Raw genomic sequence first — 25,214 nt, 5'->3', positions numbered from 1 at the left:
TAGAAGGAAGTTTTACAATGGCTGACAAAAAGTTCTTTGATGTACTAACCGACTTAACACTAAATCCCAACTTACGCAATACGATGAAAAATTCATTGGTTACAGATGTTCAATTTAGCAAAAGTCAAAATAAGTTAATATTCTTTATAGCAATGTCATCAAATTTGCTATCTTTTACAACCAAACAAGCTATTATTACACAAATAAAATCTCAACTTTTTAGCAACGCTAACTTTGATATTTGCATCGAGGACTCTTATAATCTACCTAGCGAATACACACTAGAAAAACTCGTCGCAGAATACCACCCGATCTTGCTAGAGGAGCTTATGAGCTGCAATCTTTTATTTCATCTAATTCTACGAGAGTCCACTTTTTGCGTAGAAAACGATACTGTCGTTATTAATATCGCAACCGACGCTTTTAACGACCAAACCTTTAACAAATTAATACTATTTCTACAGGATACTTTTGCTCAGCGATTTAACAAGACTGCAGCTTTTACGTTTAACTTTGGCGCTATCGACGCTTCTCCTACTTATAGCATTAGCGAACAAAATCTATTAAAGGAAATCGAACGCATCAGGACCGAATCACCTGTTCGCAGTAAAGTTAAACCTTCTGACCAGCTACCTTCTACTGCCAAATCCTCATCGTCGTCATATCGGTCACGCAAAAAAGTAAAGGTCGATATGACCAATATGATTTATGGCCGAAATTGCGAAGGATCTGCTATATCTATCGATGAAGTTGTGGATGAGATCGGCGAAGTTGTAGTTCAGGGCGAGCTATTAAACATTGAAACTCGAGTAATTCGCTCCGAAAAAACAATTATCATTTGTGATTTGTCTGACTATACGGATACGATCACCTTCAAAATATTTGCAGCTAATGAAGAAGTGGGTAATCTACTATCGGAGCTTAAAAAAGGCGATTACTATAAAGTTAAGGGCGTGGCAGTCTATGACAAATTTGACAAAGAAGTTGCCTTAGCCTCGATTAGGGGAGTCAAGAAGATTGATGCTTTTCGCCAAAAACGCATCGATACTGCGCCAGTTAAACGAGTAGAATTACATCTGCACACAAAGATGAGCGATATGGATAGTGTAGTTGATATTAAGGCCATGATCAAGCGTGCCAAAGAGTGGGGAATGCCCGCTGTTGCCATAACCGATCATGGCTGCCTCCAAGCGTTTCCGATTGCCAACCACTGTATAGAAAAAGATGACCCCTTCAAAATTATATATGGCGTCGAAGCCTATTTTGTAGATGACTGTACGAAGATTGTTTCTGGCGATGCCACCGCAACTTTTGCAGATGAATTTGTTATCTTCGACTTAGAAACCACTGGCCTTAGCTCTTTATCCAACAAGATAATCGAAATCGGCGCAGTAAAAATACGCAACGGCAAGATCATCGATACTTTTAGCTCCTTTGTAAATCCCGAAACCGATATCCCAGAACATATCACCGAATTAACCGGCATAACCACTACCGATATCGCAGATGCGCCCACCATCGCCGCCGTCTTGCCGCAGTTTGTGGAGTTTTGCGCCTCCGCAATATTGGTTGCACATAACGCAGATTTTGATATGGGTTTTATATTACACAACACCCGCGACCTCGCAATCGAATTTAACAAAACCTATATAGACACTGTCTCTATGGCGCGAATTCTTCTTCCAAATCTTGGCAACGCAAAGCTCTCCAACATTGCCAACAAACTTAAGGTGTCGCTCAAAAACCATCATAGGGCCGTTGACGATGCCTCCGCCACTGCCGAAATTTTTCTCAAATTTATAGAAATGCTTGCGCAAAGAGAAATCCGCAACCTCGATCAACTCAACGAGCTAAGCAACACTTCCGCCGAAGCTATAAAAAAATTACCCACATATCATGGCATCATCTTGGTCAAAAATGAAATCGGTCGCATAAATCTCAACAAACTCGTTTCCGCATCGCATCTCGACTACTTCGCTCGGCGCCCCCGAATGCCAAAAAGTTTGATAGCCCAGCATCGTGAAGGACTTATCATCGGCTCTGCCTGCGAAGCTGGAGAAGTTTTTTCTGCACTACTAAGAGATAGCAACAACATCGAAAGCATCGTGGACTTTTATGATTATCTCGAAATTCAGCCCACCATGAATAATGAGTTTATGATACGCAGTGATAAGCATGCTGCAACATCCAGGAAAGATTTGGAAGATTATAACAAAAGGATAGTTCAACTTGGAGAAAAGTGTGGCAAGCGCGTCGTCGCAACCTGCGATGTACATTTTTTAGACCCCGAAGACGAAATTTATAGACGTATTTTGATGGACTACAAAGGTTTTAAAGATGCGGACTTGCAACCGCCGTTATATTTTCGAACCACCGATGAGATGCTCGACGAATTTAGTTACCTCGGCTCTGCAAAAGCATATGAAGTCGTTGTAGAAAATACCAATGCTATTGCAACGCAGATCGAAAAAATTTCACCCGTGTTGCCCGACAAGTGCCCTCCCGTAATTGCCGATTCCGACAAGGAGCTACGTAAGATTTGCTATGACAAAGCTCATGAAATTTATGGCCCCGACTTGCCAGAGCCCGTTACTGCTAGACTCGAGCGCGAGTTAAACTCTATCATTAGCAATGGCTATGCCGTGATGTATATCATTGCGCAAAAGCTTGTGTGGGACTCCAACGACCACGGGTATCTGGTAGGCTCGCGAGGTTCGGTTGGCTCATCATTTGCAGCAACAATGTCTGGAATTACAGAGGTAAATCCGCTGGCTGCACACTATATATGCCCCCAATGCTTTTATACAGATTTTGATACCAACTCCGCAGGCACCTCGGGTTGCGACATCCCCGATCGAAATTGTCCCAAATGCCAAACACCACTCAACAAAGAAGGCCACGACATTCCTTTCGAAACATTTTTGGGATTCTACGGCGACAAAGAACCCGATATCGACCTCAACTTTTCGGGTGAATATCAATCGAAGGCACATAAATATGTAGAAGTGCTTTTTGGAGAGGGCAAGGCATTTAGAGCTGGCACCATAGGCACTGTTGCTGATAAAACTGCCTTAATGTATGTATTCAAATATCTTGAAAAGCGACAACTTTCTAAGCGCCGTGCCGAGATGCGACGAATTGCTTCGGGATGTACTGGCGTTAAGCGAACCACAGGGCAACACCCCGGCGGCATTATCGTCGTTCCCCATGATCGCGATATATACGAATTTTGTGCCGTCCAACATCCCGCCAACGATGTGAATACTCCTATTATCACAACGCATTATGAGTATCACTCAATAGATCACAACCTACTAAAACTTGATATTCTGGGGCACGATGATCCTACAATTATTCGACGATTAGAAGATATAACAGGGATTTCTTCTGCAACTATACGGCTAGACGACAAAGACGTGATGGCGCTATTTCATGGCACTGCAGTATTAGGCATACAGCCAGCAGACATTTCTGGAATTCAACTTGGGTCTTTAGGAGTTCCAGAATTTGGAACAGATTTCGTTATCCAGATGCTATTAGATGCGAAGCCGCAAAATTTTTCTGACCTCGTTCGAATTTCTGGGTTATCTCATGGCACCGACGTGTGGCTCGGCAATGCACAAACTTTGATCGAAGAAGGCAAGGGCACCATCTCAACTGTTATATGCACTCGCGATGACATTATGACTTATTTAATAAGCATGGGGCTCGAAGCCGGAACAGCATTCACCATTATGGAAAGCGTCCGTAAAGGCAAAGGCCTAAAGCCCGAATGGGAACAGGCTATGCTAGAAAAAGATGTACCCGACTGGTATATTTGGTCATGCAAGAAAATTAAGTATATGTTTCCAAAGGCCCACGCTGCCGCATATGTTATGATGGCCTGGCGCATTGCTTGGTATAAGGTATTTCATCCACTTGCCTACTATACGGCATTCTTTAGCATACGCGCATCATCATTTAACTACGAACTGATGTGTTTTGGCAAAGAAAAGTTAGAAGCCAATATGAAGGCAATCACCTCTATGCCCAAAGATAAGCAAACTGCAAAGGATCAAGATACACTCAAGGATATGCGAATTGTACAGGAGATGTATGCCAGAGGTTTTTCGTTTAAGCCGATCGATATTTTTACTGCATCTGACGTAGATTTTCAAATTATAGATGGCCAGATCATGCCTTCTCTAGGAACAATAGATGGGATGGGCGACAAAGCTGCCGCCATGGTTGTCGAAGCTGCAAAGAATGGTCCATTTTTATCACGAGACGAATTCAAAACTCGAACCAAAGTCAATCAAACCGTTATCGATAAAATGTATCAACTTGGAATGCTTGGCGATCTCCCCGAGTCAAACCAAATAAGCTTTATGGACATTATGTAAGCAACTACTGCTGAATTAGCTTCGGCAGTAATTGCTTTTTCTTAACGCACGAAATTTGTATGCACTAAAACTGGCAACTCTCTTGGTACAATGCCGTTATTTTTTCCAGCTTCTATACATTTTAGAAGCCACGCCATGTTGTTGCCTAGTACTTGCATCACCTGTGTTCCTTCTATATCTTGTTGTGTTTGTTCTCCGCTTAGCCCGTATACTTGGTTCCAATACGTTGAGCTGACCACCGGCATCTGATTGATCGTAAAATATTTGTTTAGCTGATCGAACGTTGACGATTGTCCTCCACGTCTAGCGACAGTTACCGCACTGGCGGGCTTATATGCCAAATTTTTTCCAGCGCTATAAAACAGCCTATCCATAAATGCAGTAATAAACCCCGTCGCAGCGGCGTAGTGAACCGGTGATCCAAATACAAAGCCATCCGCATCTTTGGCTAGCTGTGCAAACTCATTTACCGAATCATTCAAAATACATTTGCCAGATTTTCTACATACATTACAACCTAGGCATCCAGAAATCGCCTTGTTACCTATCCAATAGATCTCGGCTTCTATTCCATTTTCTTCTAAGCTCTCCTTCACATTGGTCAATGCGGTAAACGTTGTTCCTTGTGGCTTTGCGCTACCATTTACTAAATAAACTTTCATATCAATACCTCCTTATTTACCCATTCTCGATTGCCTAAACTGCGATGGTGAATATCCTATACGCTTCTTAAAAACTGCACTAAAATAGAACGGCGAACTAAATCCCAGTGTATTTGAAATTTCTTCGATTGTATCAGTGGTTGTTCGCAGTAAAATTTTTGCCTTCTCTATCTTTTTGTTTGTTATATATTCTATTGGAGTTTGCCCAAAGGTGCTAGAAAATAGGGTACACAAATAATTTGCATTAAGATGCGCAAATTTAGCAAGCTCCGTTAGAGTAATCTTGCGCTCCAGGTTTTCATCGATATACTTTACCAATTTTCCCATTACAGTTTGATTTGGCACATCATTAATTTTTACAAACTCGCATTCACTAAAATAGAAATGTATAATTCTTAATAGCAGTGCTTTTGCGTATATAGCATCTATCGGATTTTTGCTCTCATGGTACTTTACTAGCTTTGCAAACAGCTTGTAGGATATTTTTTTATTTGCATTTTTTACCAAAAGTGGAAACGACAAATACACTGCAATGTCTGTACTCAATATATCTGCATCAAAATGGCACCAGTATTTTTTGTATGGTTTATCTTTATTGGTTGCATATGAATTTAGAGAACCCTTTGGCACAAACATAATATCTCCCACCTCTGGATAATATTCTGTCTTATTGCACGTTACCGATCCTTCGCCCTCAAGAATTAGATATAACTTATTTACATCAGGATGCTCGTTGACCTCTCCCCAATCCTTGCTTACGTATCCACAAGTTGCTGTAATTAAATTTACTCTTAAGTTGCTATAATACACATTTCTCACCCCTCTACAACACAAAATTATAGTATCAAAAAAATCAAATATCAAGGCTAAAAGTTAAGCATATAAATAATTTTGAATTAATATACTAATATTATTAATTACTTTTTGAAATTCACTAAGAAAGGACACTACTATGATTAGTATTAACCCCCGGTTAGAAAATTATATTTTTACCACTTTAGGAGCAATTTATGATACAAACTATGATGAAACCAAAGCAAACTTAGAAAACGATGCTTATCAAAATCGCAAATATTTGGGAACCTACTTTCCGCGTACATTTGTAGAAGCCTACCGGATATATTATAATTTATTTGCACAACAGATAGTCTGGCAAACTTTTGATCAAAAAGATGAAATCAAGATTATAGCAATTGGTTCTGGCACAGGCGGTGATATATTTGGTCTGCTAAATGTCCTCAATCATTATTTTACTAACAAAACTTTTACAATTTATTCCATAGACGGCAATGCAAACGCTCTGCAACTACAAACGCATCTCATTGAACATATTCAGTCTTTTATCCCACTCGATTCGCAACATAACAAACTCGTCTCTAATCTTTATAAAATAACATTCAACAATCCCAAAGTTATTGCTCAATCCCTAAAAAACCTCCACCTCGGCAGCACTGTCGATATTATGCATACATTTAAATTTTGCAACGAAATATATAACTTTCTCGATGGCTCCGATATCTTTTCGCAAATTATCTCACTTGCCGAAACGCATCTCACACAAAACGGCCTATTGGTTCTTGAGGATGTAACCACCAAAAACTACGACTGCCAATATAATGCCGTTACACTAAACAACCAAATCAACAATTATATGAAAGCAAAGAAGGATACAATGCTACGCTACATTTTGCCAAAACCTTGCGCACGTTGGAATGAAGATTGCCAGTCTACTAGTTGTTTTAGCTCTGTGCAATATAGCGTTCAGCATCGAGGGAATCCTAATGATATTTCTGCCGTTACCTACAAGGTAGTTGCCAAGCCTCCTCTGGGAGATTCTCTAATCCAAACTTTTGCTAACGAGCCAGGAGTCTACAAAATGCGTGATATTGCTGATGGGCACTATTGCCACGGAGGGCAACATTATCAGAATGTCGATGATGCATCCAATTCTAATATCAACCTGGTTCGAACCGATCCTTTTATACTCTAATAGTATTTACAAAGCATTCCAAATTATGCTATACTGTATTGCCCCTCAAATCTAGAGGGGATTTTTTATATATTTAGGCATATATTCAGAAGGAGAATTTTTATGAGCGTATTAGATGTATCAAACGTGACTCACGGATTTGGCTCACGTTCCATATTAGAAGATGTTTCATTTCGATTATTAAAAGGTGAAAAGGTTGCTCTTGTTGGTGCAAACGGCGAGGGCAAATCCACTTTTTTAAATATTATTACCGGAGCTTTGATGCCAGATAGCGGCACCGTCAAGTGGTCTAACCGCGTAACTGTAGGATACCTAGACCAGCAATCATCACTTATTAAGGGCACAACCATTCGCGAAAACCTACGTCGTGCCTTTGACGCGTTGTTCGATCTCGAAAAAGAAATGCTAGAGCTTTACGACAAAATGGGTGAAGCTTCTGATGTTGACCGCCTTATGGAAGACGCTGCCGAGATTCAAAACATCCTTGACAGTAGTGGTTTTTATGTGCTAGATTCCAAGATAGAAGAAGTTGCCGCCGGGCTGGGTCTTGCCGAAATCGGGCTTGATAAAAATGTAGCTGAGCTTAGTGGTGGGCAACGAACAAAGGTTCTACTTACCAAGCTGCTGCTACAAAACCCGACTATCCTAATTTTGGATGAGCCCACCAACTATCTCGACGAAAATCACATCACCTGGCTTAAACGCTACTTGCAAAACTATGAAAATGCGTTTATTCTCGTATCTCACGATATTCCATTTGTAAACGATGTCTGTAATATTATCTATCACGTTGAAAAAAGTCACATCACCAGGTATGTCGGCAATTACGAAGAATTTCAGCGTGTCTATGCTCTAAAAAAAGAACAAGCACAAAAAGCGTATGATAGACAGCAAAAGGAGATCGACAAGCTCGAAGACTTTATTGCTAGAAACAAGGCCCGCGTTGCCACTACCGGAATGGCTCGAAGCCGCATGAAGCAATTAGACAAAATGGACAAGCTAGAAAAGCCTCGCGAAAAACCAAAGCCTATATTCAACTTTAAATTTTCAAAAGCTCCTAGTAAATTTTTGATCGAAGCGCATGATTTGGTGATCGGATACGACTCTGCTCTCACCTCTCCGATGAACTTTAGCATAGAGCGTGGAAAAAAAATTGCCATATGCGGTGTAAACGGTTTAGGAAAATCTACCCTACTCAAAACATTGCTTGGCATCACTGCACCATTTTCAGGAAAAGTGGCATTGGGAGAAAACATCGATTTGGGTTATTTTGAACAAGAAGAAGTAGTCAGCAACCGAACAGCGTTAGACGAAATGTGGGCTGCGTATCCATCTATGACCAATCACGAAGTACGTTCCGAACTTGCAAAATGCGGCCTTACCACCGACCACATCACCAGCCTGATGCGTGTACTTTCTGGAGGCGAAAATGCAAAGGTACGCTTATGTAAAATTCTACACAACGAACTCAATTTGCTGGTACTCGACGAACCTACCAATCATCTCGACCAATACGCCAAAGATGAATTGTCTCGCGCTCTGGCCTCATTTCGCGGAACCATTTTAGTCGTATCACACGAACCAGCTTTTTATAATTCGTTTGCAACAGAAATTATGAATATCGAAGACTACACCACTAAAACTATATAACAACACTTTGGAGGTAAGCATGGATAAATTTTGGAAATTTGCAAAAAGTACTCAGGATGATGCATATAAAATTGATTTTGATGATTCTGATTTTGTAACAGTGGCGGTGCCTCACGACTATGCCATTGACGGACCTTTTGCAGAGGAAAACGATAAGCAATTTGAGAAAATCGTGGCCGATGGCATCAACAAACCCATGGTACACGTTGGCAGAACTGGCGGATTACCTATTACCGATTGGGCCTGGTATCGCAAGGAGTTCTTTGTTGATGCTGCAACCAAAAATGTATTTCTCGAGTTTGATGGCATCATGTCTAACAGCACAGTCTATGTGAATGGCATCAAAGTTGGCGGGCACATCTATGGCTACACTTCTTTTTGCGTTGATGCCACATCGGCTTGCAACTTTGGCGCCACCAATCTTGTTGCTGTATCTGTACGCCCCGAGGGACATGCCTCCAGATGGTACACCGGCGCTGGGATCTATCGCAATGTTCGATTGGTTCAGAAAGGAGATGCGTATTTCCCATATCAGGCCATATTCGTTCGCCCAACAGTTCGAGGCAAACGTGCCGAGATAGATTTCGACATCAACATCATTGCCGCCGAAGAATATATTCTCGAAGTTGAAATTTGCGACCAGAGCAATAACATTGTTGCATCTCAAAAGTTTATTTCCAACAAAGCGAAGTTCTCTGGACAGATTGCATTAGATAATTATCATCTGTGGGAAGTGTTAAATGCGTATCTCTACACTTTTACTGCTAAACTACATGTAAAAGGAAAGAACTCCGACACAACTGCAACCAAGTTTGGCATCCGAACTATAAAATATGACGCAAACAAAGGACTTTTCATCAACGACAAATATATTAAATTAAACGGTGTCTGTATGCATCATGACCTGGGTGCGATAGGTGCTGCCGTAAATATTTCTGCAATACGTCGCCAGCTCGAAAAACTTATTGATATCGGCACCAATGCTATTCGATTTAGCCACAATCCTCCGTCTCCCGAATATCTTGATATGTGCGACGAATATGGCTTACTAACTATGGACGAAGCATTCGATGAGTGGGAGCTCCATAAACTTAAAAATAGCTATGCCAAACATTTCAAACAAGAAGCAATTGCCGATATGACGGCCATGGTTTGCCGCGACAGAAATCACCCCAGCGTTTTGATGTGGTCCATTGGCAACGAAATTTTAGAGCAAAAGCTGATTTATGGCTGGAAATATGCCAAGTTTTTTAATGATATTTGCCACGCTCATGATTATACTCGCCCCACCACCGCCGGATTTAACAACACCGAAACCGCTTTTATCAATGGGCTAACTGCAGAAGTTGATATCGTTGGCGTCAATTATAAGCCGCATCAATATGACCGCTTTCACCAAATTTATCCAGATGCAGTTCTATATGGCAGCGAAACCGCTTCTGCACTCAGCTCTCGCGGACACTATTATTTTCCAGTAAAGTATCCTAGCATTGCACCAAATGCTCCCGACTTGCAAGCATCTTCATATGATTTGCTAGGCAGACCGTGGTCGTATTATCCTGAGCGAGAATTTTTTGTACAGAAGAAGTACAAATATTTACTAGGAGAATTTGTCTGGACCGGCTTCGACTATTTGGGTGAACCATCTCCGTATCATTCCGACTGGCCTTCTCGCAGTTCATACTTTGGCATCTACGATCTTGCTGGCCTCAAAAAAGATCGAGCATATGCGTATATGTCTGCCTGGACCAACAAAAAATTTGTACACGTACTGCCACACTGGAATTGGAATGAGGGCGATGTGATAGATATTCATTGTTACACTCACGCTCATGCAGCAGAATTATTTGTAAACGGTGTTTCGCATGGCATTCAGCACAAAGATGAAAACGACGAGCTACTTTCAAATCGTCTAATCTGGACTGATATTGTATTTGCACCTGGCCAAATCATGGTTGTTGCAGATGACGGGCTCTCAACCACGATCAAAACCGCGGAGGCACCTGCCAAGCTTCGAGTTACTGCAGAAACGGCATCAATTGCTGCGACCGGCGATGACTTCGCTTATTTTGAAGTTGATGTGCTCGATGCAGCTGGAAATATATGTCCACATGCAAATACCCGAGTAGTATTTTCGGTGAGCGGTGGCGAGTACGTTGCTTCTGATGCGGGCGACGCGACATCCACACGTATTTTTGCTCAGCCATACTGCGAAGCATTTCACGGCAAGCTCATCGCAATTGCAAAGTCTTCCGATGCGGGCCGATTGACATTGACCGCTTCTGCCGATGGCTTAGCATCTGATTCTTGTAGTATAGATGTAGTTAGTTTGGAAGTATAAATTTACTAGGTAGGTGACAGAGTGGTATTATCCGACAAAATTGATAAAAATCTCGAGACTTTGAGAGCTATTTTGCCTTTCGAAAGAAGCTTCGATTTATTACAAAAAAAGATCCATCTTTATAACAAAACTTTTTACTTGTTTCTTATAGATGGGTTTACTAAAGAATCTAACACCGAATTTATTCGTCGTGACATCCTGGCTCTTGGCGAGGCAACGGTTAATTCTATCTTTAATGCAACGCAGCTTGTGGAACTAGCCATAAGCTCTGTCGAGGCTGCCGCAGTTACTGATTTAAACACCATTGTCACAGCATTACTTTCGGGGCAAACGGTTATTCTTTTTGACGGATCCCCCTCTGCGGCCGTTGTTGACTTGCGAGACTACCCCACTCGTCGCATTGGTGAGCCCGACCAAGAAAAAGTTTTGCGCGGTGCCAAGGACGGGTTTGTTGAGTCGCTGATTCTTAACACTGCCCTTATACGCCGACGCATTCGAGATCCACATCTAACTTTTGAGTTAATTCAGGTTGGTACTATTTCTAAAACTGATGTTGTAATCGGTTATATGTCTAATAGAGCCGACGCCAAAGTTTTAAAAATTATTCGGAACAAGTTGCTTAATCTTCAAGTAGCGGCCTTAACCGCCGCAGACGAGAGCTTGGTGGAGGCGCTTTCTGCCAAAAATTGGCTTAATCCTCTGCCTCGTGCAAAATATACGGAGCGCCCTGATGCCGCTGCAACGCATATTGTAGAAGGAAAAATTTTACTTATTGTTGATAATACCCCTTCTATTATGATTTTGCCCGTAGGATTTCTAGATTTTATGCAAGATATGGATGATTACTATTTGCCGGTGATGACGGGAAATTATTTAAAGTTGGTACGCGTACTCGTGTTATTTATGAATCTATTTTTGACGCCAGTGTATGTGTTGCTAGTTGAAAATCCGTCTTGGATTCCCGAATGGCTTGCATTTATATTGCCAACCAAAGAAAGTAACTTAGACTTATTCGTTCAATTTTTATTTTTGGAAGTTGCCGTCGATGCACTTAAAATTGCTTCGCTGAACACACCAAATTCACTTGGAATGTCCCTTTCTGTTATTGGCGGATTAATTTTAGGAGAATATTCTATACAAACCGGCTGGCTCATTCCTCATGCAATATTGTATATGGCTGTTGTTGCTCTTTCTAGCTTCACCCAGTCTAGTGCCGAGCTAGGATATAGCATCAAATTTTCGAGAATTCTTTTACTAATTCTTGTCGGCATTTTCGGATTATGGGGATTCATTATTGGCGTCGCTATCAATATTACAGTGCTTGCAACAACAAAAACTATCGTGGGGGGTAGTTATTTATACCCACTGTTTCCTTTTAATAGAGCAGATTTGATCGCATTACTCTTGAGGAAACCGCTATCTGATGCTCGATCTATAGAAAATAAACCCTAAGCTCTTGACAAATTTGCCCAAACGCGATAGTATGTTTTTTGTACAACATTTAAGGAGGGTTTTAAATTGGAATATATATTAAAAAATAGCAATTGTACAGCAGTTGTAAAAACACTAGGCGGTGAGCTTTGTTCATTTAAAGACAGCTCTGGAAAAGAATATTTATGGCAATCTGATCCTAAGTATTGGCCTGGATGCGCGCCTGTTTTGTTTCCGATAGTTGGGGCCTTAATCAATGAGACTATCAAATTTGATGACAAACCTTATACGATACAAAAACATGGTCATGCTAGAAAAGTTGAATATGATGTGATTGAAGCAATCGAAAACAAAATCGTTCTAGAAAACACTTATACTGATGAAACATTAGCTCATTACCCTTACAAATATAAACTTACTGTAACCCAAACTCTTAATGACAATGGATTTACTACCGAATATTGTGTTAAAAATGTTGATACCGTACCTATGATTTTTTGTTTAGGTGCTCATCCTGGCTTTAACTGCCCATTAGATGGCGGAGATTTTTCTGATTATACTTTAGTATTTAACAAAGAAGAAACTCCAGAAGTTTATAACACAGATACCAAGAGCATCTTAAGCTTTGAAAATCCTATACACTTAATGCATAACAAAAGGATTCCTCTATCTCATAGTTTGTTCGATAACGACGCCTTTATTTTTAGAAAAATTAACTCCGATGAAATTAAGCTTGTTAACGAGGCAACTGGAAAAGGACTTTCGCTTTCATTTACTGGGTTTGAAGCATTAGGAATTTGGAGTCCTCCAAGCATTAAAGCACCTTTTGTATGTATTGAACCTTGGTGCGGACTTCCTGCTATATATGGAGAATCTGGAGAGTTTAACGACAAGCCTTTTGCTGTTACGCTGCAGCCTGGTCAAACCTATACCACTTCATATACTATGACAGTAATCTAATAAAAAAAGACCCCTCATATATGGGGTCTTCTCTTTTTGCTACGAAATAGCTATCTTTTCTGGTGCCGGCAAATCTATTCCTTTTCTATCGATCGTAATTTTCTCAATTACCACATCTTCTTTGGGTCTGTCATTTGCATTGGTTTTTACGTTTTCTATCTCATCAACAATCTCCATTCCCGAAATAACTTTTCCAAACGCTGCATACTCACCATCCAAATGCGGTGAATCGGCAGACATTATAAAAAATTGACTACTAGCAGAATTGGGGTTCATCGATCTTGCCATAGACAAAACTCCCTCAGTATGTTTTATATCGTTACTATACCCATTGCTTGCAAACTCACCCTTAATTTGGTATCCCGCGTTGCCTGTTCCGTTTCCTTCTGGATCTCCGCCTTGTAGCATAAAGTCTTTGATCACTCGATGAAAAATCAGTCCATCATAAAATCCAGCTTCCGCTAATGCAACAAAGTTACTTACCGTGTTTGGTGCTATATCATAATATAAGTTTGCCACGATGTCTCCGTAACCTTTAATCGTAATTGTAGCAACAGGATAAATTATCCCCTCTTTCTCTACTGTATCCACAGCCGGCTCAGGCGTTTGCGTAGTCTCTTCTATTACCGCTGCCTGACCGGTTTTCATACATCCTCCCAGCGCCAATGCTGCCACCATTAAACAAATCAATTTTTTCATATAAAAAAACCCTTTCAAAATATTTTTTCTCTACATTTTAACCTAAAACCGTCCAAATGTCTACGTTTTTCTAAAACTTATATGCTATAATTAATACGATTTAAATATTTATTTTGGGAGGATATATAACAATGGAAATTAAAGATATGACTTTAGCTGAAAAAGTTGCGCAACTTAGAGGATTTTGGCTCCGCGATCTTGTGGTCGATGATGAGCTTTCAATAGAAAAATGCCGCGAACTGATTCCCGATGGCATCGGCCACATTTGTCAATACGCAAGTTCTAATGCATACCAAGCCAATAAGCTCGCTTCAATCGTGGCGCAACTGCAAAACTATATTATGACAGAAACCAATAGCAAAATCCCTATAATGTTTCATGAGGAAATCATATGTGGCTTAGCTGCACGCGGAGCTACTGCCACTCCACAGATGATCGGAATGGCTTGTAGTTTTAATCCCGCACTCGTTGCTCAAAATGCCACAAACGCATCAAATAGCATCAAGGCCATCGGTGGCTATCACGTACTCAGCCCCATGATGGATGTAATTACAAATGCCAACTGGGCAAGACTCGAAGAAGGCTTTGGCGAAGATGCCTATATGGTGGCCGTATTTGCAGATGCCTTTATTACTGCAGTCCAATCGGCCGGAGTTGCCGCCACTGCCAAGCACTATGCTGGATATGGTGTTGCCAACCAAGAGGAAGACTTCTTTATTAACGAAACGCTGTTTCCATTTGAAGTTGCCGTCAAAAAATCTCACGTATCATCTGTGATGCCGGGCTACCACAAATTTCGGGGCGTTGCGGCTTCATTTTCCAAAGATCTCCTAGTGCGCTCACTTAGAGAACACCTAGGATTTGATCAGATGATTATTTCGGACTATAACGCTATCAAAGGAGCAATGAAAGAGGATCTCACAGAAGGCGCCGCACTTGCCATGGCAGCAGAGGTCGATGTTGACTTGCCAGCTGGCGCAAATTATTCGAATCTGATAGACTTGGTGAAATCTGGCCGCGTTGCCGAAGCTGATATCGACCGTGCCTTAAAAAGAGTGCTCGCGTTTAAAACAAAATATCTTCCTGCAGATTTATGTGCAAAAACAAATATAAACCTTGATAATACGCAGTCTAGAGAAGGCGCACTCGTCTCTGCTCGCGAAGCTATTGTGCTTTTACACAACAACGGAATCCTTCCTTTAAATGTAAACAATACTGCAAAAATATTGGTGACCGGCCCTAATGCGGACTCTTGCTACTCACTTCTTGGCGACTACACCTGGGGCGGCCTTGCTGAATTTTTCAGAAAGATTCCAATCGATAGAAGTGAGCCACGATTAGTAACTTTACTAGATGGCTTAGTGGCACAGTCTAATTTTGAAATAGATTTTGAACGCGGATTTAGCTGGACCGACGAATTAGAAAAAGCTATCGCAACGCAAGGAGGAGACGATCGCGAAAACACGGCCAATCGATACCCACTCGAAAAAGTGCCTCCTGCAAACTTTGCAAAAGCGCTCGAAAAAGCTGCAGCAGCAGATATCATCATTGCTGGGGTGGGCGAAAACCGTTACCTTTGTGGCGAGGGATCTGGCCGAAAGGGCGTCGATCTGCCTGGTAATCAAGAAGAGTATATCAACCAGCTAATCGCAACTGAGAAGCCAGTAATTTTGGTCGTGTTTGGAGGTCGCCCGATGGTAATCTCCCGCCTTGCTCAAAAGTGTGCCGCAATATTATATGCTTGGTATCCTGGGGAAGAAGGCGGAACTGCACTTGCGGAAATTATCTTGGGCAAAACCAATCCTACGGCAAAGCTGGCCGTTACCATTCCCGACGCAACAGAGCAGGTTCCTGTATGCCTACGCGATACCGACAGACCTCAGATGTTTCCATTTGGATTTGGCCTTAGTTATACCACCTATGAATACAGTAACTTTGCAGTAGCTGGTGTCGCGGCAACAGCAGACGATAGCTTCGATGTTACCTTCACGGTTTCCAACACTGGTTTGATCGATGGTGCAGAAATCACGCAATTCTACTTTGAAACTGCAGCAACAAAAAAGATGCTTGGATTTGCCAAAACTCCGTTACATTCTGGTGAAACAAAAACCATCACGATGCGATTTTATTTGGATCAATTTGGCCGATACGCAGATGGTCAATTTGTAATTAGGCCTGGCGAATACAAAATTCTCATCGGTGCCTCTGCCACAGATATTAAATTTGAGGCAACATTTGCGATTACGGGTGAGTGTGTTACAAAATCCACGAGAGAAAAGTTTTTTGCAGAAGTAATTTAAATTATATTTCCGGAGGCTGCGACAGAATCATACTCTTTCCAGCCTTTATTTTATATGTTCGATAGTTTATCACAATGTTATAATTTTTATTAAATTATTTTCATATTTTATATTATATTTTCAAATATTCTCGTAATATTATGTTTAAAAATTTACTTGCATATACATCTTAAGTATGCTAGAATGAAAAAAAAAGCAATGGAGGATTAGTATGGACTTCACACAAATGGCACTCAACTTTATCGGAGGATTTGGTATCTTTATATTCGGTATGAATTATATGGGTGACGGTCTTCAAAAATCAGCAGGTAATAAAATGAAAAACCTGATTGGTGCACTTACTAATAATCGCATCTTAGGTGTTCTGGTTGGTGCATTAGTCACTGCAGTGGTTCAAAGCTCTTCTGCTACAACTGTTATGATAGTCGGTTTTGTTAATGCGGGGCTTATGTCACTTACACAGGCAGTCGGCGTAATTATGGGCGCGAATATTGGTACTACAGTAACTGCTTGGATTGTCTCGCTTGGCGAATGGGTAGATTTTCTATCTCCATCGACAATTGCGCCTTTACTCGTTGCAATCGGTGTTACTATCAGTATGATAACTAAGGATCAAAAAATCAAATACATCGCCCAAATTGTTTTTGGATTTGGTGCACTCTTTATGGGTCTAGATATGATGAGTGGAGCAGTAAAACCGCTTCGTGAACTTCAAGGAATCAAAGATTTATTCATTACTCTCGGCTCAAATCCTATTCTTGGAATACTTACTGGAGCACTTGTAACAGCAGTGATTCAGAGCTCTTCAGCCTCAGTCGGAATACTTCAAGCACTCGCTATTGCGGCACTCGTACCTTGGAATACTGCAATTTACATTATATTAGGCCAAAACATAGGAACTACAATTACCGCGATACTATCAAGTATTGGTGCTAACACTAATGCCAAAAGAGCTGCCGTAATCCACCTCTTATTTAACATAATCGGATCTATACTCTTCGGTATAATAGCTATAATAGCTTTCCAATTCATAACTCCTGCTCTAGGTCAAACCTTAATCTCAACAACTGAAATTAGTATCGTTCATAGTGTGTTCAACATTTTAAATACATTGTTATTATTCCCATTTGCAGCGTTGCTCGTAAAACTTGCTACCAAAATTGTTCCAGATTCTGTTACCGATTTTGAAGCTACTCCAGAGATCAACATCCATCTTGATACCAGAATTTTCGAAACTCCATCATTTGCAGTAGAAAGTACAGCAAAAGAGGTTTATGCATTCGGTAAAATAGCTAAAAATAACTTACAACATGCCTTTGCGGCAATTCTCACTGGCGACGAAGAGAAAGCAACACATGTTATAGAAGTCGAGAAAAAAATCAATGCTATGCAACACGAACTCAATCAATATCTCGTAAAGCTATCAAATGCTGCGTTATCTATCGACGAAACCGATACTGTAAATAAGCTATTCCACAATGTTAGCGATATCGAACGCGTTGGCGACCATGCCGAAAATATAGCGGAGCTTACGCTAAGTCTTATCAAATCTAACGCAACCTTCTCTGCAAGTGCCGCGGAAGAACTTGTTTCGATGACGGATCTTGTTTTGGAGACCTACTCTACTGCGTTAAAAGCATTTACAACTAACAATGTCGAGCTCGCAAAAACAGTTTATGAATTTGAGGATCAAGTTGACAAAATGGAAGTTCGTTTTAGAAAAAGACACATCAAAAGACTTTCGGAGGAAAAATGTAATCCTTTAGCAGGTATAGTATTTATCGATGTGCTATCAAATTTAGAAAGAATATCAGATCACTCTACTAACCTTGTCGATTCTATACTTGACCAAGATTTTGTAGACGACGAATTATAATAAAAAGAGGAGCATGCTAAAACATGCTCCTTTTATTTTGGCAAGATTATAGTAAACTTTGCGCCGCCGTCGTTGTCTGCAAAGATTTTGCCTCCCAGCGCTTCTACTGCAGTCTTTGCAATAGAAAGACCTAACCCAAAATTCCCATCATTCCCTTTAACAAATCTCTCAAATACATCTACTCCTTCTATTATCCCATCGCCATCATCTTTTATTATTATTATCGCCTCGTTGGCAATGGTTGTTAGCGATACCTCTATCGCTGCCTTTGCATATCTTAGAGCATTAGACAGAATATTGCCAATGGCTCCATTAAGCAGCTCGCTGTTTCCATTTACAAAAACTCCCTCTGCGGCATCTACCGCCAATGTTATTCCGCTTCGCTCTGCCAATACTTCGTATTCTGTCCCCATCTCTTCTATAAACATGCTTAAACTCAATTTTTCAAATTTTTCATTTTCTTTAAAATTTTCTGCCCTTGCAAGTATCAGTAGGCTGTTCACCAAATTGGAAAGCTTTGTTACTTGCTTCGAAATCAACTTTACTGTCGCCGCGGTATCCGTAAATATGCCCATTTCTAGGCCGTCCGAATATCCTTGAATACTCATCAGAGGTGTCCGAATTTGATGCGAGGCATTCTGAAGAAACATCTTTTGCGACTTTTGGAAATCATAAATTCGTTTATTTAGTAAATTGATTTCACTCGTGAGCTTAAAAAGTTCCACCGAATCTGCTGGCACATCTATTTCTATAATCTCTGTCGGATTCATATGTTCAACCATCGCAGTAATCTTCTCAATCGGCGTTGCTATCGATCTTGCCACCTTTTGAATAATTAGTACTGCAATGAATATTACCAAACTTGATACTAGCACCAAAAGTATATTTACAACAGCCACAAAATCATCTATCATTAGTCCTTTCGTTATGTAAATGATCTTTTCGGCATCTGATATAATATCTGACCTAACCTCCATAACATAATATCGCTCACCGTTTATCCTAAAAATTCCCATTTCATCTGCTGCTAAGTTGTCTAATGTCGTATATGCAGCGGTTGCTATTTGTGGCGTGACGAAGTTGTTTGGCGCCCCCGTAAATCTAGCAAACTTTTTGTCTACATTATAGATCACTAGCTCGATTTTTCCCATAGATGGCCCCGTCTTTAGCAACTTCATAAAATCTGGCATCGACACCTTGGTCGATTCTAAATTTTCGGCAACTTTTTGTACGGTATATGTTAAATCCTCTTTTGCTTTAATAGTTTTATACTGAAATACGATCGCATTAAATAGTACAAAAATTGTTCCGGGTATTAATATTGCCATTAGGATATATGCTCTGGCAATTTTTTCTCTCATTGTACGCATCGTCATTCCTCCAATTTTAGCTTAAATCCATATCCCCACACAGATATAACGCGCACAGTTGTATTGGCTAGCTTTTTTCGCAACCTCTTGAGCACATCGTCGCATACTTTGGTATCGTTACTAAACTCACTGTCCCACACATTTTTTAGCAACTCTTCTCGCGATACGGCTCTGCTTTGGTTTGCAAACATATAGCTTAGCAATGCAAATTCGGTTGGGGTAAGAGCAAATGCCTCTCCATTGCAAAAACTTTCTTTAAACGATGTATTCAATTTGATGTCGCCATATGTTAATTCATCAGCATTGTTACTTTGATTGCTACTTTGCAGACTCATTCTTCGAAATATTGCCCCCACGCGAACCACCAGCTCCATAGGTGCGAACGGTTTAATGAGGTAGTCATCTGCCCCCATCGTGATTCCGTTTATTCTATCTATTTCACTATCTTTTGCCGAGACAATTATAATGGGTACATTTGACTTGCTTCTAATTTTATTGCATATCGTCACTCCATCTGTTCCCGGCATCATCACATCCAAAATGACCATATCCGACGGATTCTTCAAAAACTCTGCCAACAGCGCATCGCCAGTCTCAAATACACTCACCAAATATCCGCTATTTTTTAAAAATGAACCAATTATTCCTCTAATATCTTCGTCATCATCTGCTATATAAATTTTCATCAGCAAACCTCCACTTCTACATCAAGACTTTGCAGCATCCTTTTCATTTCTTCGCTATAATCACCTAGCATCACCACATGATGATTTCCCAGCAAATGCTTATGCACAAACTCTCGCAAATCGGCAATCTTGATATTCATTGCTATGCAGTGACCATAGTTTGATGAGCCTTCTATTTCGCCTCTAATTATTATAGCTTTGTCCAAACTTTTTGCCAATTTTAGAACCGTTACTTGCTTTACTTCCGCAACATCAGAAACAAAATGTACTCCTTTATATCCATAAGTATTTAGCGAATACTTTCCATCTTTAAAAAAATTTATGGGAGCCGTATGATGCCACAAGCTAAATGTATTTTTATTTTTATCCATAGGCCCTAGGTTTCCCATAAACGTTGGCGCCTTTGCTATAAAATCTGCCACTATCTTAAGTATCAAACAGTTTAAATCTCCTTCACATGCTGCGGGAATGCCAGTCATCTCTATGTCATGAATTGGAATACAAGGCGCCACTACACCTTCTGCAAATATTGCACTGCAATCCACCGACGCTGCAGTTGCCCCTGTCTCTGCAATCATCTTCGTCATCGCAATAGACATCGCAGCGGCTTTCTCAAAATCTGCCATTTTCACAACTTCTATTTTCTCAGCACCAGCCCCAAGCCGAATTGCCCTTTTACCAACTTTTTTACTTTCCTCCAAATTTACTTTTGCTATACGTTCTTTTAATTCTACAATCGGTACCTGCTCTATCGCAACGCCAAACTTGTCCGCCACTTTTTTAGGATCTGTTTCGCTATCTACAACCGAAGTCGATACCCCACCAAACATCAAAATTTTTGAGTCTTTCAGTTTCTTTTTAATCAGCAACGTATTCAAATACTCAACAGCATCTTCCAGATCAAGCGCTATAAATATTTTATCTCGTTGTAGCGAACCCACTCCACCAATAATCGTATGGTTTGGCGTAATCGTCGCAGCAAACACGATCTTATTCACAGCATCTAACATCGTCAGTTTCTGTATCACCTCTTGGCTTTCACCTGCTGCAGTTATTAGCATTGCACATTCTATTGCGTTAACATCAATCTCAGACAAGTCACTGCCTTTGGTTATAACTTTAAATGGCAAAAACTCCACCGTATCTACAGTTTTATGGATCAATTTTTCCAAATTTTCCTTTGCTATATGACTAATTGGTAAGCAGCCCACTGTTTCTATTACACTAATCTTCTCAGAGCTTACTTCGTATGGTTCATATTCACTTTTAACAAACGGATCTCCTTTAACAATAAATACCTGTACAAATAATTTTTCCATAGATACACCCCTTCTTGTAACAAATAATTTTAATATACCATATAACTATGCAATTTTCAACTTTACAAAAAAAAACGACAAAATGGTAACTGTCGCAGCTGCCTTTTCATCGTCTATATAATCTTATTTTGCACGCTTTCTATCTAAAGATGCTTGGTTTATTGCTAAATATTCGCTAAGTCTATTTTTCTCTAGCATTTCCAAATATTCGTTCCATTCTTTGTCATCGTTTGGATCTTTAATTCCTGTTATAAATTCAGAAGTTACTTGATCAATATACAAATTTAAGTTTGTTACGATATCCACTATTGCTCTAGACTCATCGGTTGTAAATGCCAATGGTGGCAATATAGTCGCCGGATCTTGCGCTACTGGCAGATAATCGTTTACTGCAGAGTTATATAGTACATACTCAATATCGTGCTCTGTATTTTCTTTTACAGCATATCGAACTTCATGGCCCGGATGGCTATATATAGGACCCATATTATTCCATCCAAAGTTTTTCGCAGAGTCTGCTGGCGTATTTATATACATCGCCGGCTCGCCAATCAGGTTTAGCATTCCTTCTTCTGCCGGAATCAACCGACTATACTCTCCGACCACGCCAAACACATTATACGTTGATCCTTCTGGAGTAAACATGTAGTCAAAATATCTAAGAACTGCCTCTGGATTTGCGCACTTGTTTGTAATGGATAACTTCGCCGAACCGTAACTCACATTATGGGCAGCAGATCTCACGCCTTCTGGTCCTGTTAATGGTGGAAGCGCCTGATATTGTGTCCAACGATCTGTATCTGTTAAATTTGATATTACCGATGCGGAACCGCCTGCCGTTGCTCCCATTATTGCGATCTCTGGATTTGAACCCAATTTTAATAGCTGATCTTTGGTTTGCGAAAATAGCATGGGGTCGATTAGCCCTTCATCGTATAGCTTATGCATATATTTGAGATATTCTCTATACTCATCTGTTGCCTTTACATAATATAGCGATCCATCTGCAGCAATATTAATATATTGACTTGCCGGAGATGTAGGAATAAATGCATTAAGTAAAAACGGCATCGGATCTCCATTCCACGCACCCAGCGAACCCGATAATGGTACTTCATCGTTAGGGTCTCCGTTGCCATTGGCATCTTGCTCTTTAAATGCTTTCAAAACTTGATAAAACTCCTCCGTAGTTGTTGGCACTTCTAGATCTAGGTTGTCGAGCCATTCATAATTTAGCCACATTCTGTGAGAGACAAGCGAATGCGTTGTCCAACCAATCTCTGGAATAGTATATAAATTTCCATCTTCTGTTGTCCACGCTTCCATAACTTCTGGATGAGCCTCTAACGCCTTTTTAATATTTGGAGCGTGCTGATCAATTAGATCATTCAGCGGCAAAAATATTCCTTGCTCTCCATATAGCTGTAATTCAGAAATCCCTGTATACATAGATAAAATAACATCGGTATAATCTCCGCCGGTCATCATAATGTTAAACTTTTGCTTCGCATCTGCCGAAGTTGCTTCTATAAAATCAATATGAACTCCCGTCATTTCTTCCATATATTTACTAAAATGATTGGCTTCCGGATCATAAGTTGTAATACCCGGTCTTAGAGGTGCAAATGCCGTAAACGAAACCGTTGCTCCATCCTTCAATATTGGATATGTACCCACTTCCGTATACATATCAGCACTGATTTTGTTTGCAGAGCTCGCCGATTCATCTCCGCCGCAACCCACAAGTGCCACCGCTGCCACTGCCGATAACGCTAACAATTTTCCTAATTTCATTTATATTCCTCCATCACATTTATCTTACTTGGCACGCTTTCTATCCAAAGATGCTTGGTTCACTGCTAAATATTCGCTAAGTCTATTTTTCTCTAGCATCTCCAAATATTCGTCCCATTCTTTGTCATCGTTTGGATCTTTAATTCCTGTTATAAATTCAGAAGTTACTTGATCAATATACAAATTTAAGTTTGTTATGATATCCACTATTGCTCTAGACTCATCGGTTGTAAATGCCAATGGTGGCAACATAGTCGCCGGATCTTGCGCTACTGGCAGATAATCGTTTACTGCAGAGTTATATAGTACATACTCGGCATCATTTTTCGTGTTTTCCATTACCGAAAATTCTAATTCATATCCAGGCCAGCTATATGTTGGACCCATATTATTCCAGGCTAAATCTTTTGCCGAGTCTGCTGGCTTTCTGGTATATATCGCCGGCTCGCCAATCAAGTTTAATAGCCCCTCTTCTGCCGGAACCACGCGGCTATTTTCTCCTACCACTCCAAAAATATTATACATCCTTCCTTCTGGAGTAAACATGTAGTCAAAATATCTGAGAACTGCCTCTGGATTTGCGCACTTGTTTGTGATAGACAATCTCGACGCCCCATAGTCTACGGTATGTGCAGCAGATCTCACGCCTTCTGGTCCTGTTAACGGTGGAAGCGCCTGATATTGCGTCCAACGATCTGTATCTGCCGTATTTGCTATTACCGATATCGAACCGCCTGCCGTTGCTCCCATTATTGCAATCTCTGGATTTGAACCCAATTTTAGTAGCTGATCTTTGGTTTGCGAAAACATCATCGAGTCGATTAATCCTTCATCATATAGCTTATGCATATATTTGAGATATTCTCTATACTCATCTGTTGCCTTTACATAATATAGCGATCCGTCTTCGGCAATGTTTATGTACTGGCTTGATGGAGACGCCGGGATAAATGCATTAAGTAAAAACGGCATCGGATCTCCATTCCACGCATCAATTGATCCAGATAATGGCACCTCATCGTTGGGGTCTCCATTGCCGTTAGCATCTTGCTCTTTAAATGCTTTCAAAACTTGATAAAATTCCTCTGTAGTTTTTGGTACTTCTAGATCTAGATTGTCGAGCCACTCATAATTTAACCACATTCTATATGAAGTAAGTGAATGCGTTGCCCCACCCATTTTAGGAATAGTATACAGGTTACCATCTTCTGCTGTCCACGCCTCCATAACTTCTGGATGATCCTCTAACGCCTTCTTAATATTTGGAGCGTGTTGATCAATTAGATCATTCAATGGCAAAAATATTCCTTGCTGCCCATATAATTGTAACTCAGATACTCCTGTGGCCATCGATAAAATAACATCCGTATAGTCTCCGCCGGTCATCATAATGTTAAACTTTTGCTTCGCATCTGCCTGAGTTGCTTCCATAAAATCAATATGAACTCCCGTCATTTCTTCCATATATTTACTAAAATGATTTACTTCCGAATCATAAGTTGTAACGCCAGGTCTTAGAGGTGCAAATGCCGTAAACGAAACCGTTGCTCCATCCTTCAATATTGGATATGTACCCACTTCCGTATACATATCCGCGCTGATCTTGTTTGCAGAGCTCGCCGATTCATCTCCGCCGCAACCCACAAGTGCCATCGCTGCCACTGCCGATAACGCTAACAATTTTCCTAATTTCATTTATATTCCTCCTAAATTTATATGCGTTTCAATTTTATTTTTTAAAATAGCCCCTCCAC

Annotated in this window: 16 protein-coding genes; 8 read left to right on the top strand and 8 right to left on the bottom strand. The window is 40.5% G+C overall.

Annotation, left to right across the window (positions count from 1 at the left end; genetic code table 11):
* Positions 1 to 17 precede the first annotated feature (17 nt).
* Positions 18 to 4,382 (top strand): PolC-type DNA polymerase III, encoded by a 4,365-nt coding sequence (locus PCY70_RS02340; RefSeq protein WP_305768290.1) that lies wholly within the window; start codon positions 18 to 20, stop codon positions 4,380 to 4,382.
* A 41-nt stretch (positions 4,383 to 4,423) separates the two neighbouring features.
* On the opposite strand, the gene PCY70_RS02335 is transcribed toward PCY70_RS02340, so the two are convergent.
* Entirely contained in the window at positions 4,424 to 5,044 is a 621-nt protein-coding gene (locus PCY70_RS02335) for a flavodoxin family protein (RefSeq protein ID WP_010168290.1), read from the bottom strand.
* A gap of 12 nt (positions 5,045 to 5,056) precedes the next feature.
* The gene (locus PCY70_RS02330) at positions 5,057 to 5,854 is read right to left on the bottom strand and encodes an AraC family transcriptional regulator (protein ID WP_010168291.1); all 798 of its coding nucleotides are present in this window, start codon (positions 5,852 to 5,854) and stop codon (positions 5,057 to 5,059) included.
* 142 nt (positions 5,855 to 5,996) lie between these two features.
* On the opposite strand from PCY70_RS02330, the gene PCY70_RS02325 reads away from it, so the two are divergent.
* From PCY70_RS02325 to PCY70_RS02305, 5 genes are all read left to right on the top strand, one after another.
* Complete coding sequence (locus tag PCY70_RS02325; RefSeq protein ID WP_305768289.1) at positions 5,997 to 7,034, top strand: hypothetical protein; 1,038 nt, start codon at positions 5,997 to 5,999, stop codon at positions 7,032 to 7,034.
* 102 nt (positions 7,035 to 7,136) lie between these two features.
* Positions 7,137 to 8,684: an ABC-F family ATP-binding cassette domain-containing protein gene (locus PCY70_RS02320; protein WP_029488245.1), complete on the top strand. Its 1,548-nt coding sequence runs from the start codon at positions 7,137 to 7,139 to the stop codon at positions 8,682 to 8,684.
* Between the two features lie 19 nt (positions 8,685 to 8,703).
* Positions 8,704 to 11,025, top strand: coding sequence for a glycoside hydrolase family 2 TIM barrel-domain containing protein (locus PCY70_RS02315; RefSeq protein WP_305768288.1), 2,322 nt, complete (start codon positions 8,704 to 8,706; stop codon positions 11,023 to 11,025).
* Positions 11,026 to 11,046: 21 nt separating this feature from the next.
* Entirely contained in the window at positions 11,047 to 12,477 is a 1,431-nt protein-coding gene (locus PCY70_RS02310) for a spore germination protein (RefSeq protein ID WP_305768287.1), read from the top strand.
* A gap of 66 nt (positions 12,478 to 12,543) precedes the next feature.
* On the top strand, positions 12,544 to 13,416 hold the full coding sequence (locus PCY70_RS02305; RefSeq protein WP_305768286.1) for an aldose 1-epimerase family protein: 873 nt from the start codon (positions 12,544 to 12,546) through the stop codon (positions 13,414 to 13,416).
* 39 nt (positions 13,417 to 13,455) lie between these two features.
* Here the strand turns inward: PCY70_RS02305 and PCY70_RS02300 are convergent, their stop codons facing one another.
* Positions 13,456 to 14,115 (bottom strand): peptidylprolyl isomerase, encoded by a 660-nt coding sequence (locus tag PCY70_RS02300; RefSeq protein WP_305768285.1) that lies wholly within the window; start codon positions 14,113 to 14,115, stop codon positions 13,456 to 13,458.
* A 131-nt stretch (positions 14,116 to 14,246) separates the two neighbouring features.
* Here PCY70_RS02300 and PCY70_RS02295 point away from each other — a divergent pair, with 131 nt between their 5' ends.
* Positions 14,247 to 16,415: a glycoside hydrolase family 3 N-terminal domain-containing protein gene (locus PCY70_RS02295; RefSeq protein WP_305768284.1), complete on the top strand. Its 2,169-nt coding sequence runs from the start codon at positions 14,247 to 14,249 to the stop codon at positions 16,413 to 16,415.
* Positions 16,416 to 16,626: 211 nt separating this feature from the next.
* On the top strand, positions 16,627 to 18,291 hold the full coding sequence (locus PCY70_RS02290; RefSeq protein WP_305768283.1) for a Na/Pi cotransporter family protein: 1,665 nt from the start codon (positions 16,627 to 16,629) through the stop codon (positions 18,289 to 18,291).
* A gap of 32 nt (positions 18,292 to 18,323) precedes the next feature.
* Here PCY70_RS02290 and PCY70_RS02285 read toward each other — a convergent pair whose 3' ends face one another.
* The 5 genes from PCY70_RS02285 to PCY70_RS02265 all read right to left on the bottom strand — a co-directional run bounded on the left by PCY70_RS02285 (position 18,324) and on the right by PCY70_RS02265 (position 25,155).
* Positions 18,324 to 19,661 (bottom strand): sensor histidine kinase, encoded by a 1,338-nt coding sequence (locus PCY70_RS02285; RefSeq protein ID WP_305768282.1) that lies wholly within the window; start codon positions 19,659 to 19,661, stop codon positions 18,324 to 18,326.
* Between the two features lie 2 nt (positions 19,662 to 19,663).
* Complete coding sequence (locus PCY70_RS02280) at positions 19,664 to 20,347, bottom strand: response regulator transcription factor (RefSeq protein ID WP_305768281.1); 684 nt, start codon at positions 20,345 to 20,347, stop codon at positions 19,664 to 19,666.
* Positions 20,347 to 21,666, bottom strand: coding sequence for a hypothetical protein (locus PCY70_RS02275; protein ID WP_305768280.1), 1,320 nt, complete (start codon positions 21,664 to 21,666; stop codon positions 20,347 to 20,349). The genes PCY70_RS02280 and PCY70_RS02275 overlap by 1 nt, the downstream gene beginning before the upstream one ends.
* A 123-nt stretch (positions 21,667 to 21,789) precedes the next feature.
* Positions 21,790 to 23,460, bottom strand: coding sequence for an extracellular solute-binding protein (locus PCY70_RS02270; RefSeq protein WP_305768279.1), 1,671 nt, complete (start codon positions 23,458 to 23,460; stop codon positions 21,790 to 21,792).
* 24 nt (positions 23,461 to 23,484) lie between these two features.
* Positions 23,485 to 25,155, bottom strand: a complete 1,671-nt coding sequence (locus PCY70_RS02265) for an extracellular solute-binding protein (RefSeq protein ID WP_305768278.1) — start codon at positions 25,153 to 25,155, stop codon at positions 23,485 to 23,487.
* Positions 25,156 to 25,214: the final 59 nt, after the last annotated feature.

Source organism: Candidatus Epulonipiscium viviparus (genome assembly GCF_030708075.1).
GTDB lineage: Bacteria > Bacillota > Clostridia > Lachnospirales > Cellulosilyticaceae > Epulonipiscioides > Epulonipiscioides viviparus.
This window is presented reverse-complemented; position numbering and strand designations above follow the sequence as displayed.